This window comes from Rhodococcus sp. ARC_M12 (assembly GCF_022810385.1).
In the GTDB taxonomy this organism is placed as follows: Bacteria; Actinomycetota; Actinomycetes; order Mycobacteriales; family Mycobacteriaceae; genus Rhodococcoides; species Rhodococcoides navarretei.
The window spans coordinates 119,253-135,407 of record NZ_JALGQI010000007.1; the positions used below are offsets into that span (position 1 = coordinate 119,253).

Here is a 16,155-nt window from a genome sequence, read left to right on the forward strand (position 1 = left end):
CTCAGGTCAGGTAGCGGTACACCGGAGAGTCGGGTTCGAGCTGCTCGACGTGCAGGTGCGAATCACGCATCCGTTCGAGCAAGGGATCGAGCCCGCTCGCCGACCCGAGTTCGACACCGACCAGGGCAGCACCGGTCTCGCGGTTGTTGCGCTTGACGTACTCGAACAACGTGATGTCGTCCTCGGGGCCGAGCACCTCGTCGAGGAATCGGCGCAACGCTCCGGGTTCCTGCGGAAAGTCGACCAGGAAGTAGTGCTTGAGCCCCAGGTGAACCAACGAACGCTCGACGATCTCGCCGTAGCGAGAAACATCGTTGTTGCCACCCGAGATCAGGCACACCACGGTGCTGCCGGGTTCGACGTCGAGATGCTCGAGGGCGGCGACCGCCAGTGCGCCTGCGGGCTCCGCGATGACACCCTCGTTCTGGTAGAGCGCCAACATCGCCGTGCAGATCGCACCTTCGTCGATCTGCATGATGAGGAACTCCCCGGGACCGGAACTGTCGAACACCGGCGCAGTGAGCAACGGCAACGACGCGTGAGAGACGACACTCGCCCCGAGCGATTGCAGCGCGGCGTACGGAACGTCACCGATGCGGCGGACGGCGGCTCCGTCGACGAATGGATCGATGTCGGAGAGCGTCACCGGACCACCGGCGATCAGCGCAGCGGTCATCGATGCCGCTCCGGTCGGTTCCGCACCCACCAGCGAGGTCTGCGGGGCGCGCTCGCGTAGGTAGCTCGAGATACCGGCAATACATCCGCCACCGCCGACGGGCATCACGACCACGTCGGGCGCGCCGCCGAGTTGGTCGACTATCTCGGCGGCGATGGTGCCCTGGCCCGCCACGGTGCGTGGATCGTCGAACGGCGGCACCATGGTGGCACCGGTACGAGCGACATCCTCGGCGGCTGCGGCAGCCGCCGCGTCGAACGTATCGCCGATGACGATGAGATCGACGAACTCACCGCCGTGCACTCGGATGCGGTCACGCTTCTGCTTGGGCGTGTTCGCCGGCACGTAGATCCGCCCCCGCACGTGCATCGTGCGGCACGCGAAGGCGACACCCTGCGCGTGGTTTCCTGCGCTCGCGGTCACGACACCCACGGCGCGCTCGGCGTCCGTCAGTTGATCCATCAGGTTGTACGCGCCGCGAATCTTGTACGACCGTACGATCTGCAGGTCCTCGCGTTTGAGGTACACCTTCGCACCCGTCTCCGCAGACAGTCGTTCACACAGCTGCAGGGGCGTGGCCGCCACCACGGCGGAAATTCGCACCGCAGCGGCATCGATGTCGGCAGCGGTGACGCTCAGCGACGATGGGTGCTGGGAAGCGAGTTCCGGGGATGAAGACACCAGCACATGCTGCCACCAGCGCGGAACGGGTCCCCATCCGGGACCATTACGACCGAACACCGGATCGGTCCGCAGGCCCCGCTCCCACGGCTGGACAACGGGTGATTCAGGCGCGCGAGAGCACGAGAACTGGTATCTCGCGATCGGTCTTCTTCTGATAATCGGCGTAATCGGGGTACGCGGCAACCGAACGTTCCCACCACACGGCCTTCTCGTCACCGCTCACTTCGCGGGCGATGTAGTCGTGCTTGTCAGGACCGTCCTGTAGCTCTACCAGCGGCTCGGCCTTGACGTTGTGATACCAGACGGGATGCTTGGGTGCCCCGCCCAACGAGGCGACGATGGCGTACTCGCCGTCGTGTTCCACCCTCATCAACGGCGACTTGCGCAGCTTTCCGCTCTTGTTGCCCTTCGTGGTCAGCAGTACGACCGGCATCCCGTTCATCATCGTGCCTTCGGTTCCGCCGGAGTTCTCGTACAGCTCGGCCTGCTTGCGGGCCCAGTCGGATGAACTCGGTTCGTATTCTCCTGTCAATGGCATGACTTTCAGTCAACACCTCCCGGCGTTGCGACGCCACGAGATGGGCGACATTGCCAGGCCCGAACCCCAAGTTCGGTGGACCGAATCTTTTACTGGGTATAGTCTGAACTTCCCGCAGCGGACAGCCGAACCTGCTGAGCGGCACCGGAGGAGGACGCAATGACCTACACGAACACCCAGGTGAGCCGTCGACCTGCTCCTGCCCTTCGCACGGCGGACGTGGCCGGCATCGCGTGGCCCGTCTACAAACTCGAAGCCCTCGCACTGGGAGTTCTGGTGTTCGTCGGCACCCTCGCCTTCGCCGGGTCCCTGCACGCAGCAGTGCTCGCCGGCGCAGCGGCCACCGTGGCGACCTGGTGGACACTCCGCCTGACCGAGCTCGGTGCCACCGGGGCCGCATCAGCCCGTCAGACAGCCGGGCCCCAGTAGCGCCTTCAGGTCTCCCATCAACGCCGAAGTCGGCGTGACGCGCAGGCTGTCGTCGAGCTTCATCGTGGTGATCTTGTCGCCACTGACCAAACGCAGATGGACATCCGAGGTTCCCGGGTGGCTGATCAGCACCCGCTTGAGCGCGCCGACCTTGTCGGCGGTGCACAGACGCGTCGGCAGACTGACCGCGAGCGGCTTGTCGATGCCGATCGCCGAGAGATCAGGCACCGCAAGGTCGTTCGCTATCAACGACACCCTGTCGTCGCGCACCGAGACCCGCCCCTTGACCAGGACCACCGAGTCCTCGGTGACGTCGGCACCGAACACCGAGTAGGCCTGCGGGAAGAACAGCACTTCGATGCCGCCGGCGAGATCCTCGAGCTGAGCCGACGCCCACGTCAGGCCGTTCTTGTTGATCCGCCGGTTCACCGAGGCCAGAATTCCGCCGACCGTGACCTGGGTACCGTCCTTGATATCCCCTTCGAGGATCGTCGGGATATTGCAGTCGGACTTCGCGGCCAACATGTGCTCGACGCCCAGGAGCGGGTGGCCGGAGACGTACAGGCCGAGCATCTCGCGCTCGAGAGCGAGCCGATGCTTGGATTCCCACTCCTCGTCCGGCACCCGGACGTTGAACACCGCGGAGATGGACTCATCGGCATCCTCACCGCCGAAGAGGTCGAACTGACCGATCGCCTCGGCCTTCTTGGTACCCATCACCGCGTCGATCGCATCGGCGTGAATGAGCATCAGCCCCTTGCGCGGATGATCGAGCGAGTCGAAAGCCCCTGCCTTGATGAGAGATTCGGTGACCTTCTTGCTGCACGCGATCGCGTCGATCTTGCCGAGGTAGTCCGAGAAGTCGGTGTACTTGGACTTCTCCGATCGTGCCCTGATGATCGAGGCGACCACGTTGGTTCCGACGTTGCGAACGGCCCCGAGGCCGAACCGGATGTCCTTGCCCACCGACGCGAAGTTGAGTTCGGATTCGTTGACATCCGGTGGCAGCACCGTGATGCCGAGCTTGCGACAGTCGGCCAGATAGATGGCAGCCTTGTCCTTGTCGTCACCGACGCTGGTGAGCAGGCCGGCCATGTACTCGGCCGGATAGTTGGCCTTGAGGTACGCCGTCCAGTACGACACCAGGCCGTAGCCCGCCGAGTGGGACTTGTTGAACGCGTAGCCAGCGAAGGGCAGCACCGTGTCCCACAGCGCCTTGATGGCCGCTTCGGAGAAGTCGTTGTCCAACATGCCCTGTCGGAATCCGGCGTAGGCCTTCTCGAGCTCGGAGAGCTTCTTCTTACCCATGGCGCGACGCAGGAGATCGGCCTGACCGAGCGTGTAGCCGGCAACCTTCTGCGCGAGCTGCATGATCTGCTCCTGGTACACCACCAGGCCGTACGTCTCACCGAGAATCACCTTGAGCGGCTCCTCCAGCTCCGGGTGAATCGGCTTGACCTCTTGCCTACCGTTCTTGCGGTCGGCGTAATCGTTGTGCGAGTTCATTCCCATCGGACCGGGCCGGTAGAGGGCCAGGACGGCGACGATGTCCTCGAAGCCGGTGGGCTGCATGCGGCGGAGCAGATCTCGCATGGCACTGCCGTCGAGCTGGAAAACGCCGAGAGTGTCTCCGCGAGAGAGCAGTTCGAACGTCGCGGGGTCGTCGAGCGGCAACGCGTCGAGGTCGATGTCGATGCCGCGGTTCGCCTTGATGTTGTCGATGGCGTCACCGATGACGGTGAGGTTGCGCAGACCGAGGAAGTCCATCTTGAGCAGACCGATGGCCTCGCACGACGGGTAGTCCCAGCCGGTGATGATGGCACCGTCCTGCGCGCGCTTCCACACCGGAATGGCGTCGGTGAGCGGCTCCGAGGACATGATGACCGCGCAGGCGTGTACGCCGGCGTTGCGGATCAGGCCTTCGAGTCCCTTGGCCGTCTTGTAGATGGTCGCGACGTCGGGGTTGGAGTCGATCAGTGCTCTGACCTCGACGGCTTCCTTGTATCGCTCGTGGGCGGGATCGGTGATGCCGGCCACGGAGATGTCCTTGGCCATGATGGGCGGCGGCAGTGCCTTGGTGATCTGATCGGCGATGCCGAAGCCGGGCTGGCCGAACTGCACACGGGCCGAGTCCTTGATGGCGGCCTTGGTCTTGATCGTGCCGAACGTGATCACCTGGGCCACACGGTCGCTGCCCCACTTCTCGGTGGCGTAGCGAACCATCTCACCGCGGCGGCGATCGTCGAAGTCGATATCGATATCGGGCATCGACACACGCTCGGGGTTGAGGAATCGCTCGAACAGCAGACCGTGCGGCAACGGGTCGATGTTGGTGATGCCCATGGCGTAGGCGACCAACGATCCGGCGGCGGATCCTCGGCCGGGGCCGACCCGGATGCCGACGGCCTTGGCGTGGTTGATCAGGTCGCCGACGACGAGGAAGTAGGCCGGAAAGCCCATCTCGAGGATGACCTTGATCTCGTACTCGGCCCGAGCGAGGTAGTCCTCGGCCGGGCCGTCGGGGAACCGCCGCTCGAGCCCGGTCATGACCTCGTGGCGCAACCACGTGCCCTGGGTGTGGCCCTCGGGCACGGGGAAGATCGGCATCCGGTCGCGGTGCGCCCACACCTCGTCGTAGGGCTGCACTCGCTCGGCGATGAGTAGCGTGCTGTCGCAGGCACCGGGCACCTGATCGTCCCAGAGCTCGCGCATCTCGGCGGCGGACTTGAGGTAGTAGCCGTCGCCGTCGAACTTGAAGCGGGTGGGATCGCTGAGCGTCTTACCGGTCTGAATGCACAGCAGCGCCTCGTGGTTCTCGGCAGCGTCCTTGGTGACGTAGTGGCAGTCGTTGGTCGCCAGCGGCGGGATCGACAGCTTCTTGCCGATGTCCAGCAGGCCCTCTCGGACGCGACGTTCGATGGACAGGCCGTGGTCCATCAACTCGAGGAAGAAGTTGTCCGGCCCCCAGATCTCGCGCCACTTCGCGGCCGCCTCCAGTGCCTCACGATCCTGGCCGAGTCGCAGGCGAGTCTGTACCTCTCCGGACGGGCAGCCGGTGGTGGCGATGATGCCTTCCGCGTGCGAGGCGATGATTTCCTCGTCCATGCGGGCCCACTTGCCGAGCTGGCCCTCGATCGACGCCAGCGACGACAACTTGAACAGGTTCCGGACGCCGGTGGCATTCTCGGCGACCATCGTCATGTGCGTGTACGCACCGCTACCGGAGACGTCGTCGGACTTCTGGCTCCGATCGCCCCACAGCACACGCTTCTTGTTGAACCGGGACTCGGGCGCGATGTAGGCCTCGATGCCGATGATCGGCTTGATGCCGGCCTTCTTGGCCTCGTTGTAGAACTCGCTGGCCCCGTACATGTTGCCGTGGTCGGTCATCCCGACTGCCGTCATCTCCAACCGCGCCGCCTCGGCGAACATGGCCCCGATCTTGGCGGCACCGTCGAGCATCGAATATTCGGTGTGGTTGTGCAGATGAACGAACGAATCGGCCACGAAGGTTCTCCTGAAGGTCGTGCGCTATCGAAATACGAGCCGCGAATGTACTCACTCTAGGCGGTGAAACCGACAGATTTTTCAGGCCGACGGTGTGTCCTGGGAGGACGTGACGGGTGTGACGAACGAGACTGAAGTTGCCTCATTCGGCAGGGACCGGACCGTCGTCCGGCAGCGGCCCGACGACGTCGACGTACTCCGGCAGCAACGGCTCGACGGCGAACTTGCCGGACACTGCGTCCGGCGGAAGCGCTTGTACCGCGCGCACATCGGGACGGCCGGCCAGCTCGGTCAACTCCGGCAGGGTTCCGCGCACCACCAGCGTCACCACACACGCGCATCCGTCGAGCAGACGTCGCTGCGACACCGCGGCGATCTGCGCCTGCCGGTCCCCCGCCGCGAACGATTCCCCCGCCAGGCTCGCTGCGCGCGCGGTCGAATTCAGTACCGAACGTTCACTGCCCGGCACGCCGACGGTGAGTATCGGAGTCTGCACGCGGTCGAGCGGAACACGGAGCAGCACCTGGGAGATTCGGACCCCGCCGGCGATGGCATGGGCCTGCTCGGCGGTGAGTGCACGGTCGAACGACACCGAGGCCCATCGAGGTGCGGCATCGTCGGCGCGCAGACTCGCCTCGGCACGGGCCAGGTAGTCGATCACCTGCTCGCCGCTGTCCGGGCCGAGCCGGTCGGTGCCCACACCCAGCTGTCGTACCGGATTCAGGTGCCCGATCACGGCGAGCGCCCCGACAACGAGGGCGGCGGCAACGACGCCGACGAGCACACCGGAGACTCCCCTGGTGCGCATCACGCCTTCCGAAGCACCTCGAGTGCGTGCTCGAGGTCGGCCGGATACTTGCTCTCGATCTCCACCCAACGGCCGTCGGACGGATGCGCGAAACCGAGTGACCTCGCATGGAGCCACTGTCGCTCCAGGCCCAGCCGTTCGGCCAGCCGCGGATCGGCGCCGTAGGTCAGATCACCGCAGCACGGATGCCGCAGGGCCGAGAAGTGCACCCGGATCTGGTGCGTGCGACCGGTTTCCAAGTGCACGTCCAGCAGACTCGCGGCCTGGAACGCCTCGACCGTGTCGTAGTGGGTCACGCTGGGCTTACCGTCGGCACGGACGGCGAACTTCCAGTCGTTGCTGCCGTGTCGACCGATGGGAGCATCGATGGTTCCACTGCTCGGATCCGGGTGGCCCTGAACCAGTGCGTGGTATCGCTTGTCGATGGTCCGCGCCTTGAACGCTCGCTTGAGCACGGTGTACGCCCGCTCCGACGTCGCGACCACCATGACCCCGGACGTGCCGACGTCGAGTCGGTGCACGATGCCCTGACGCTCGTGCGCGCCGGAGGTGGAGATGCGGAATCCGGCGGCCGCGAGGCCGCCGATGACCGTCGGGCCGGTCCAGCCCACACTGGCGTGCGCGGCGACACCGACGGGCTTGTCCACGGCCACGATGTCGTCGTCGGCGTAGAGGATCTCCATCCCCTCGACCGGCTCCGCCTCGATCGTCAACTCGCGGGCGGGCTCGGGCAGCGTCACTTCGAGCCATGACCCTGCGGCCAGCCGATCCGACTTGCCGACGGCACCGTGATCGACCAGAACCGAGCCTTCCTCGGCCAGAGTCGCGGCGACGGTACGCGAGAGTCCGAGCAGCCGAGCGAGACCGGCGTCGACCCTCATCCCGTCCAGACCGTCGGGCACCGGCATCGAGCGCGATTCCCTCACTTGTCGGCCTCGCCGGCGGCGTCGGAACTCGACTTGGTCACTCGTTCACCGTTCGGCTCGAACCCGAACAGGCTCAGAACCACGAGCAGAATCGCACCACAGACGATGGACGAGTCGGCCACGTTGAACACCGGCCACCAGCCCACCGACACGAAGTCGACAACGTGTCCCTGGAACGGCCCCGGCGCACGGAAGAAGCGGTCGATCAGGTTGCCGAGGGCTCCGCCGAGTACCAGGCCCAACCCCAGCGCCCACCACGGCGAGCGCAGCGTCCGACCGATCTTGATCACTCCGATGACCACGGCCACGGCGACGACGGTGAGCAGCCACGTCATCCCGGTGGCCATCGAGAACGCCGCGCCGGGGTTGCGTACCAGCCGCAACGTCACGACGTCCCCGAACACCTCGATGGGGTTGCCGGGCTTGACGTAATGCACGACCACGATCTTGGTCACGAGATCGAACACCAGAATCACGGCCGCGATCACGATCAGCAGCCGGGTCTTGAGCGGCTTCGGCAGTCGACTCTCGGCGTTGTCGTTATCGGTCACCTGCGAGTCCGCGGTCTCGTTCGGTGCCGGAACGCTACTCGTCTCGGCTGGCGGATCATCGGCGCGGTCTTCACTCACCCGTCCATCATGGCGTATGGACGGCGGCGGGTCCGCATCCGTGCCGCGCACCGACCGATCACTGCGGGCGGTGTCAGTAGCCTGGTGCCCGTGAAGTCGACCGATCGCTCCCGCACCGTCCGCTCCCGCACCGTCCGCTCCGGTTTTCTCGCTGCCTGCTCTGCAGTGGCTCTCGTCGCGGGATGTTCGAGCGCCGACACCGACACCGATCCCGCGCCCGAACAGGCCACGTCCTCGAACGAGGTGACGATCCCCGTGACGCCGACGACCACGACCGTCGTCGACGCCGGCACGGAGCCGCGCCGCATCCTGACCTTCGACACCGCCGATTCGGACGAGCAGAACGTCGACCTCACCACCACCTCCACCGTCTCGCAGCAGATCAACAACGATGCGTCGCAGGATTTCTCCAGTCCCGAACTGACGGTTCCCCTGTCCGCATCGACCTCCGACACCGTCACGGACGACGACGCCGCGACCGGCGCCACTCGCTCGGTCGAGCTGACCATCGGCGCAGCGACATCACCCGACGAAGGACTGACCGACGCGCTCTCGGCCTCCGAGGGCTCCGCGGCGCGGCTGGCGACCACCGACTCGGGAGCGATCACCGCACTGCACATCACGCCTGCCGAGGCCGCACTCGATACCGCTCGCGCGGCGATCGAACGCTCGTTGAACGCCGCGGTGTACCGATCCATCGACCTACCCGAGGCCGAAGTGGGAGTGGGAGCCGTCTGGACCGTCGATCAGCAGGTGCTCAGCGGAATCACGCTGAATCAACGCGCCACGGTCACACTCCGGGCACTCGACGGCGACCGGGCAACCCTGGACGTCGCGATTGCGCAGACACCCGAATCGACGACATGGAATCTGCCCGACGATGCCGGCACGCTGAACATCGCGAGTTACACCTTCACCGGCGCGGGCACCCTCGAGATCGATCTGACGCAGCCGCTTCCCGTCGGCGGATCGATCACCGCAGGAGGCGAGCAGATGTACACCGACCCGGACAGCACGACCGTGTTACGCCAGACCGTCGGAGATTCGATCACCTGGAGTTCGCGATGACCGCGCGCTCCACGACGCGGGTGCTGGCCGCACTGTCACTCGTCGGCGTTGCCGCGGCCGGATGCAGCGCGGACGAGCCGGCCGGGACCCCGGCACCCGCACCCACCGTCGTCGCCGCTCCCGATCCCCTGCTCGGTACCCCCATCACCGACTCCGGCGTTCTGAGTGCGTCGATGTTGGGGCTGGACGACCTGCCTGACGGGTTCTCCTCGATCCCCGACCCGGTCCAGGATCTGGGGCTCGACCCGGCTCCCGAATACGACTCACCCGACAAGTCCGGTACCGACCCGGCGGCATGTGCGGCGGTTCTCGCACCGATCTCGGATCAACGCGGCGGCGCGGCGGCGTCCGCCGTGGCTCGCTTCTCGGGGCCGAACTTCTCGTCGATCGACGAGGACGCGGCAAGCTACGCGGACAGCGGGGCCGCGGAGGCGTTCTCTTCGGTGCAGCAGGCCTGGGCCGGGTGCACCGAGTTCAGCGGCACGGACGCGGACGGCGTGAGCGTGCAGTACGCGCTGACGGGCCGTGAGCAGTCGCAGATCGGTGACGCCTCCGCCTCGATTCGTCTGACCACCAGCAGCGAAGGCTTCACGTTGATCTCCGACGTGGTGGTGGCGGTGGTCGATTCGACTGTCGTGCAGATCGTCGTCTCGGATCAGAGCGGACTCGAACCCGACACCGTGACCGCCGTCGCCCACGCCGCCGCTGACCGCATCCGGCAGGCCGCACCGAGCGCCTGAACAGAACCGATCCACCGACGAAGAACTGCCGGTGACATATCCCCGAGGGGAGATGTCACCGGCAGTTCCGGATGGGTCAGAGACGATCGGCAGGACTCAGGGTGCGGGGCACGCCGGGCTGGTCAGCTGCGCGAGCGAGACGATGCCGCAGGCGTTCTCCTTGGAGAGCTTCCACACACCGTCCTCGGGGACGAACTGGAACGTGCCGGGGTTGGCCTGGCCGTTGAGCGTGATCGTGATGCCGGCATTGAGAACCCCGGTGCCGAGGTCGTCAATGCTGGTGATCTCGATCTGGGCGTTGTTGGCCACAGCAGCGGCAGCGACCTGGTTGATCAGATCGGGGTCCTCGGACGCGCCCTGGATCAGAGCCGCCTTCTCCTCGACCGGAACGTTGGGGTCGAGTCCACGCATGAGCTGCGTGTTGAGCTCCTCGACCGTGGGTGCCGGTGGGTACGCACCGGTTTCGGGAGCGGTGGCCACCGAGGTGGTGACCGCCGTCGTCGTCTCGGTCGTCTCTTCGTCGCCGCCGGAGCTGCAGGCGGTCATGGTGAGCGCTGCGGAGATGGCGATGCCGGCAACCATTGCCCGACGGGTGTTGCGAAGCTTCAAGTGCTTGTCCTTTTCACTCTGAGTCACGTCTCGATCGTTCTGTGACTCGTCGGTCGTTGCGGGGATGGGTCGTCTCGGACCGGAGTCCACTATGTCAGCTCGGATCGGTCGAGTCACAACCCGCAAGCCCTCCCTGTGAAACCTCACAGAGTTTCCTCAGCTCTGCCACAACTCACTTCAGGCTGTCCAGAACATCGGCGACCACCAGGTTCTCGTCCGATTCGGCGAAGGTACGCGCGATTCCCGGCCCGGTGGTCCGGGTCTCGAACCTTACGGTCACCACCGCATGTCCGGCGCCCTGCACCCAACCGTGACCGTAGTCGGGATGCCGAACGTCCATGCCCGGCTGCCACCGCGGGCCGTCCGGGACAGGGTCGGAGGCCGCTTCTACCGAGTCTGCCGACTCCTCCGTCGCGTCTGTCGCACCCGGGACCGGTTCGTGTTCCAGTTCGGGGAAGAGCGATCCCTGTCTGACCGCCGACAGGCCGGCCAATCCGACCCCGACCAGACGGATCGGACCGACGTCGACCGGATCGACGGCAAGGCGCTGCGCCGTGGCCACGATGGTCTGCTTGTCCACCGTCGCATACTGCAGCGTTGCCGACCTGGTGATGATGCTCATGTCGGACTTGCGGAGTTTCAGCACCACCGTCCTCGCACCCCGACCGTCCTTCAGCAGTCTGCGGTGCGTCGACTCGACGATGGACTCGATGGCCGGCCGCAGCTGAGCGAGGGAGATCAGATCTTGGGCGAACGTCGTCTCGGCGCTGACCTGCTTGGCCTCGGCCCGCTCGGCCACCACTCGATTGTCGATTCCGCGTGCCAGCTGATGCAGACTCGGCCCCATCGTGGCCCCGAGGATCGACGCCACCTCGGACTCGGGGGTGGCCACGAACTTGCCGATGGTGTCGATGCCCAGGCGCCGCAGCCGCTCCCCCGCCACGGGTCCGATCCCCCACAGTTTTCGGACCGGCAGTGTCGCCATCAACTCGGCCTGAACGCCCGGAGCGACGACGGTGATGCCATCGGGCTTGGCCAGTCCCGACGCGATCTTGGCGATCTGTTTTCCCGATCCGGCACCGATCGAGGCGACCAGACCGGTCTCGGCGAGTATCAGCGCGCGTAGGTCCGCGCAGAACAGCTCGACCTCACGTACCGTCGCTCCGGCGAGTTCGAGCGGCTCGCCGAACGCCTCGTCGATCGACAATTGTTCGAGGACCGGCATGGGGCCGCGTAGTGCCTCGAAGGCCCGACGGCTGAGTTCCGAGTACAGAACGAACCGCGGCGGCAACACCACGGCACCTGCGCCGACGAGTCGCCGGGCCTGATGCATCGGCATGGCCGAACGCGCTCCGAACGCGCGAGCCTGGTAGCTGCAACCGGCCACCACTCCCCGCCCGCCTGCCCCGCCCACGAGTACCGGGCGGCCCCGCAACGTGGGTCTGGTGAGTTGTTCGGCGGAGGCGAAGAACGCGTCCATGTCCAGGTGCAGCACCCACCGACGACTGCGCAGGGTGTTGTCGACGATGTCGGACACGGTCGTCAACGACGGTCGTCGGTAGCGAATCCGAGCGCCTGCGCGGCGCGTTCGGGGGTCGGGTCCGACCACATTTCGCCGTACATCCGACTTGTCGTCAGCGATCTGGTGTGCGCGGTGTCGATGTACAGGGTGCCATCGAGATGGTCGGTCTCGTGCGCCACGATCCTGGCCGGCCAACCCCGAACCACCTCGTCGACAGCGCGGCCGGTCTCATCGGCGCACTGGAGTCGGACCTCGGCCGCGCGCGTGACGACGGCCTGATAGCCGGGCACACTGAGGCACCCCTCGTAGAATCCGGCCGTCCGCGACCCGACCGGGGTGTACCGGGGATTGACCAACACGCGGAACGGAAGCCGCGTCCGCTCCCGGACTCGGGCGACATCCGCTCCTACGTCGCAGCGATCCTCGATCACCGCGATCCGGAGCGGGATGCCGATCTGCGGCGCAGCCAGACCGACACCGGGCGCGTCGTGCATCGTCGCGCGCATCACCTCGATCAACTCGCCGAACGTCTCGGCGTCCAGCTGCCCGGCGTACGGGGTAGCCCTGGACCGCAGCACCGGGTGGCCTGCGGCGACGATCGGCACGACACCGCCGTGAGCGTCGGCGAGAAGCTCACGGACGGCGTCCACCGATACGTCGCCGCCGATCATGACGACTTGGTGATCGCTGCCCGCACTCCCTCACCGAGATCGCTGCCGTCGTCGCCGACGCGGCCGTCGACCAGCGAGAGTGCGAGCACCTCGCCGGCGATCAGATCACGATGGGTGTCGAGCCAGCCCTGCCTATGCTCGGGGACCTCGATGACGATATCGATTCGGTCCGAGACGTCGAATCCGTGACTGCGACGGGCATCCTGCAACTCGCGGATGCGGTCCTTGGCCCAACCCTCGGCCTCCAGTTCCTCGGTGACGGCCGAATCGAGCACCACCAGGCCGGCGTTTCCGGGCAGCGGTGCCGTCGACTCGGGCTCGGCTGCAACGAGTCTGCGGGTGAATTCCTCCGGCAGCAACGCGATACCGGCGGCGCTCACGACTCCGTCGGCATCCTCGGACCAATCCCCTGCCTTGACGGCCTTGATGACCGTCTGGACGTCCTTACCGATCCGAGGACCCGCAGCCCGGGCATTGACGACGAGCTCGAACTTTCCGTGAACCGCAACGTCGTCGGTCAGATCGACCTTCTTGACGTTGACCTCGTCGGAGATGATGTCGACGAACGGACGCAGTCGCTCCGCATCGGCGGCCGCGACCGTCACCTCGGGCAGCGGCAGCCGCACTCGCAGATTCTGCGCCTTCCGCAGACCGAGAACCGTCGAGCACACGGTGCGCACCTCGTCCATGCTCTCGACCAGTTCCGGATCCGAGGGCAGTTCGCCTGCCTCGGGCCAGTCGGTCAGGTGCACCGAGCGGCCACCGGTCAATCCGCGCCACACCACTTCACTGATCAGCGGCAACAGCGGAGCGGCGATGCGAGTGAGCACCTCCAGCACGGTGTGCAGGGTGTCGATCGCGTCGGCGTCCTCGCTCCAGAACCGCGAACGAGACCGTCGGACATACCAATTGGTGAGTGCGTCACAGAACGTGCGTAGCTCGTCGCACGCTCCGGCGATGTCGTTTCCCTCGAGCGCATCGGTGATCGCATCCCGGGTGGCCGACAGCTTGGCCAGAACGTAGCGATCGAGCACGTGCGGCGAGTCGGTACGCCACTGCCCCGGCGTCGACGCGTAGAGCTGCAGGAAGCTCCACGCGTTCCAGATCGGCAACAACGCCTGGCGGACACCCTCACGGATGCCCTGCTCGGTGACGATGAGGTTGCCGCCGCGCAGGATCGGCGAGGACATCAGGAACCACCGCATGGCATCGGAGCCGTCGCGGTCGAAAACCTCCTTGACATCCGGGTAGTTACCCTTGGACTTGCTCATCTTCAGGCCGTCTTCGCCGAGCACGATGCCATGGGCGGCAACAGTTTTGAAGGCCGGTCGATCGAACAACGCAGTGGCCAGCACGTGCAGGGTGTAGAACCAGCCGCGCGTCTGCCCGTTGTACTCGACGATGAAGTCGCCCGGGTTGTGTGTCTGGAACCACTCCTCGTTCTCGAACGGGAAATGCACCTGCGCGTACGGCATCGAGCCGGATTCGAACCAGCAGTCCAGCACCTCGGGCACCCGCCGCATCGTCGACTTGCCGGTCGGGTCGTCCGGGTTGGGTCGCGTCAGATCGTCGATGTAGGGGCGATGCAGATCGGTCGGTCGCACGCCGAAGTCACGCTCGAGCTCGTCCAGGCTGCCGTAGACGTCCAGTCGCGGGTAGGCCGGATCGTCGGACGTCCACGCCGGAATCGGGCTGCCCCAGTATCGGTTTCGGCTGATGTTCCAGTCGCGTGCGCCTTCGAGCCACTTGCCGAACTGGCCGTCCTTGATGTGCTCGGGCACCCAGGTGATCTCCTGGTTCAGCTCGACCATTCGATCGCGGAACTTGGTGACTGCGACGAACCACGACGGCACTGCCATGTAGATCAGCGGCTGACCACTGCGCCAGCTGTGCGGGTACGAGTGCTCGATGGTCTCGTGCCGCAGCAACCGACCGGAGGCCTTGAGGTCCTTGATGATCACCGGGTTGGCGTCGAACACCATCAGACCCTCGTACGGCGGCACCAGCGACGTGAATTTGCCGCCGGCATCGAGCGGCTGCACGACCTCGATTCCGTTCGCCGTGGCGACGTCCATGTCCTCTTCACCGAAAGCCGGTGCGAGGTGCACGATTCCGGTACCCGAATCGGTGGTGACGTAGTCGGCCTGAAGCACCCGGTGCGAGTTCTCGTGGCCGAGGAAGAAGTCGTAGGGCGGTGCGTAGGAGAGTCCGACCAACTCGGCACCGGTGTGCTCCGAGAGCACCTCCGGGTCCTCTCCCAGTTCCTTCGCGTAATGCGAGAGTCGAAGTGCCGCAAGCACATACCGTTCACCGTCGGTTCCGCGTACCTGCACGTAGTGCACCTCGGGGTGCACCGCGATCGCCAGGTTCGACGGCAGGGTCCACGGGGTGGTGGTCCAGATCAGCGCGTTGGCCCCGTCCAGCGGCGAACCGGGAGCCGTCAACGGCATCGTGACGGTGACCGCCGGATCCTGACGCATCTTGTACGCGTCGTCGAGCCGTGTTTCCTGATTGGACAACGGCGTCTGCTCGTACCAGCTGTAGGGCAACACCCGGTAGCCCTGATAGATCAGGCCCTTGTCGTGCAGTGTCTTGAACGCCCACATGACCGACTCCATGAAGTCCACGTCGAGCGTCTTGTAGTCGTTGTCGAAGTCGACCCACCGCGCCTGCCGAGTGACGTAATCACGCCACTCGTCGGTGTACTGCAGCACCGACTGCTTGCAGTAGGCGTTGAACTTCGCCAGGCCCATCTCGTCGATCTCGGACTTGTCCTTGATGCCGAGCTGCTTCTCCGCTTCCAACTCGGCGGGCAGACCGTGACAATCCCACCCGAAGCGTCGCTCGACCTTCTTGCCGCGCATTGTCTGGAATCGCGGGACGAGGTCCTTGACGTACCCGGTGAGCAGGTGTCCGTAATGGGGCAGACCGTTGGCGAAGGGTGGGCCGTCGTAGAAGACGAACTCCTCGGCATCGGCTCGATTGTCGATGCTGGCACGGAAAGTGCCGTCCTCGGCCCACTCGTGCAGAACGATGCGTTCGAGGTCGGGAAACGGAACGCTGCCCGATCGGCCCTCGGCCAGGTCCACCAGCGGGTAAGACCCCGAGTTCGGACGGGCGCTCGACTCTGTCATGGTTCTCTCCTCCGTGCCGGTCGCGTACGAGACGCAACGTCAGTTGGCACGGGGACGATCATCGGGCGAATCTCACGCCCGATACCGCGGTACCACCCCGCTTGCTCAGCCCTCGACGACAGTGTCGTCGGGGTGAGCCACTCCACGTGAGCTGTGACGGGCTCACCCGTTCGGTTCTACTGAACGTCGATCCGAAACACCCGAGGGTGTCGCA

The 16,155-nt window shown here is 65.8% G+C and carries 13 protein-coding genes; 3 read left to right on the forward strand and 10 right to left on the reverse strand.

The genetic code is table 11. From position 1 onward, the window contains the following. Position 1: 1 nt before the first annotated feature. Positions 2–1,357 carry a threonine ammonia-lyase IlvA gene (gene ilvA / locus MTX35_RS10975; RefSeq protein ID WP_243594976.1) on the reverse strand — a complete coding sequence of 452 codons (1,356 nt, stop codon included), beginning with the start codon at positions 1,355–1,357 and terminating at the stop codon, positions 2–4. A gap of 106 nt (positions 1,358–1,463) precedes the next feature. After that, positions 1,464–1,898, reverse strand: a complete 435-nt coding sequence (locus MTX35_RS10980; RefSeq protein WP_243594977.1) for a nitroreductase family deazaflavin-dependent oxidoreductase — start codon at positions 1,896–1,898, stop codon at positions 1,464–1,466. Positions 1,899–2,057: 159 nt separating this feature from the next. Between MTX35_RS10980 and MTX35_RS10985 the strand changes: the two genes are divergently transcribed. Continuing rightward, a complete protein-coding gene (locus MTX35_RS10985; RefSeq protein ID WP_243594978.1) occupies positions 2,058–2,327 on the forward strand; it encodes a hypothetical protein in 270 nt (89 codons plus the stop codon). Here the strand turns inward: MTX35_RS10985 and dnaE are convergent. The 4 genes from dnaE to lspA form a co-directional block, all read right to left on the reverse strand. After that, on the reverse strand, positions 2,298–5,834 hold the full coding sequence (gene dnaE / locus MTX35_RS10990) for a DNA polymerase III subunit alpha (protein ID WP_243594979.1): 3,537 nt from the start codon (positions 5,832–5,834) through the stop codon (positions 2,298–2,300). The two genes, MTX35_RS10985 and dnaE, sit on opposite strands and share 30 nt — an antisense overlap. A gap of 142 nt (positions 5,835–5,976) precedes the next feature. Then, the gene (locus MTX35_RS10995) at positions 5,977–6,642 is read right to left on the reverse strand and encodes a hypothetical protein (protein WP_243594980.1); all 666 of its coding nucleotides are present in this window, start codon (positions 6,640–6,642) and stop codon (positions 5,977–5,979) included. After that, a complete protein-coding gene (locus MTX35_RS11000; protein WP_032394372.1) occupies positions 6,642–7,568 on the reverse strand; it encodes an RluA family pseudouridine synthase in 927 nt (308 codons plus the stop codon). Before MTX35_RS11000 ends, MTX35_RS10995 begins: the two co-directional genes overlap by 1 nt. Continuing rightward, a complete protein-coding gene (gene lspA / locus MTX35_RS11005) occupies positions 7,565–8,197 on the reverse strand; it encodes a signal peptidase II (RefSeq protein ID WP_374230275.1) in 633 nt (210 codons plus the stop codon). The genes MTX35_RS11000 and lspA overlap by 4 nt, the downstream gene beginning before the upstream one ends. Before the next feature lie 90 nt (positions 8,198–8,287). Here lspA and MTX35_RS11010 point away from each other — a divergent pair, with 90 nt between their 5' ends. Next, complete coding sequence (locus MTX35_RS11010) at positions 8,288–9,265, forward strand: hypothetical protein (RefSeq protein ID WP_243594981.1); 978 nt, start codon at positions 8,288–8,290, stop codon at positions 9,263–9,265. Continuing rightward, on the forward strand, positions 9,262–10,005 hold the full coding sequence (locus MTX35_RS11015) for a hypothetical protein (RefSeq protein ID WP_243594982.1): 744 nt from the start codon (positions 9,262–9,264) through the stop codon (positions 10,003–10,005). The genes MTX35_RS11010 and MTX35_RS11015 overlap by 4 nt, the downstream gene beginning before the upstream one ends. A 96-nt stretch (positions 10,006–10,101) precedes the next feature. Here MTX35_RS11015 and MTX35_RS11020 read toward each other — a convergent pair whose 3' ends face one another. From MTX35_RS11020 to ileS, 4 genes are all read right to left on the reverse strand, one after another. Continuing rightward, positions 10,102–10,587 (reverse strand): hypothetical protein, encoded by a 486-nt coding sequence (locus tag MTX35_RS11020; protein WP_279395857.1) that lies wholly within the window; start codon positions 10,585–10,587, stop codon positions 10,102–10,104. A gap of 199 nt (positions 10,588–10,786) precedes the next feature. Then, a complete protein-coding gene (locus MTX35_RS11025; RefSeq protein ID WP_243595100.1) occupies positions 10,787–12,094 on the reverse strand; it encodes a DNA polymerase IV in 1,308 nt (435 codons plus the stop codon). A gap of 62 nt (positions 12,095–12,156) precedes the next feature. After that, complete coding sequence (locus tag MTX35_RS11030; protein ID WP_243594984.1) at positions 12,157–12,807, reverse strand: peptide deformylase; 651 nt, start codon at positions 12,805–12,807, stop codon at positions 12,157–12,159. Beyond that, positions 12,804–15,941, reverse strand: a complete 3,138-nt coding sequence (gene ileS / locus MTX35_RS11035; protein ID WP_243594985.1) for an isoleucine--tRNA ligase — start codon at positions 15,939–15,941, stop codon at positions 12,804–12,806. The genes MTX35_RS11030 and ileS overlap by 4 nt, the downstream gene beginning before the upstream one ends. Positions 15,942–16,155: the final 214 nt, after the last annotated feature.

Bases quoted from the DNA above. Each gene is read 5' to 3' on its own strand.
- MTX35_RS10980 (WP_243594977.1), bottom strand. From the start codon at position 1,898: ATGCCATTGACAGGAGAATACGAACCGAGTTCATCCGACTGGGCCCGC.
- MTX35_RS10985 (WP_243594978.1), top strand. From the start codon at position 2,058: ATGACCTACACGAACACCCAGGTGAGCCGTCGACCTGCTCCTGCCCTT.
- MTX35_RS10995 (WP_243594980.1), bottom strand. From the start codon at position 6,642: ATGCGCACCAGGGGAGTCTCCGGTGTGCTCGTCGGCGTCGTTGCCGCC.
- MTX35_RS11015 (WP_243594982.1), top strand. From the start codon at position 9,262: ATGACCGCGCGCTCCACGACGCGGGTGCTGGCCGCACTGTCACTCGTC.
- MTX35_RS11020 (WP_279395857.1), bottom strand. From the start codon at position 10,587: ATGGTTGCCGGCATCGCCATCTCCGCAGCGCTCACCATGACCGCCTGC.
- MTX35_RS11025 (WP_243595100.1), bottom strand. From the start codon at position 12,094: ATGGACGCGTTCTTCGCCTCCGCCGAACAACTCACCAGACCCACGTTG.
- MTX35_RS11030 (WP_243594984.1), bottom strand. From the start codon at position 12,807: ATGATCGGCGGCGACGTATCGGTGGACGCCGTCCGTGAGCTTCTCGCC.
- ileS (WP_243594985.1), bottom strand. From the start codon at position 15,941: ATGACAGAGTCGAGCGCCCGTCCGAACTCGGGGTCTTACCCGCTGGTG.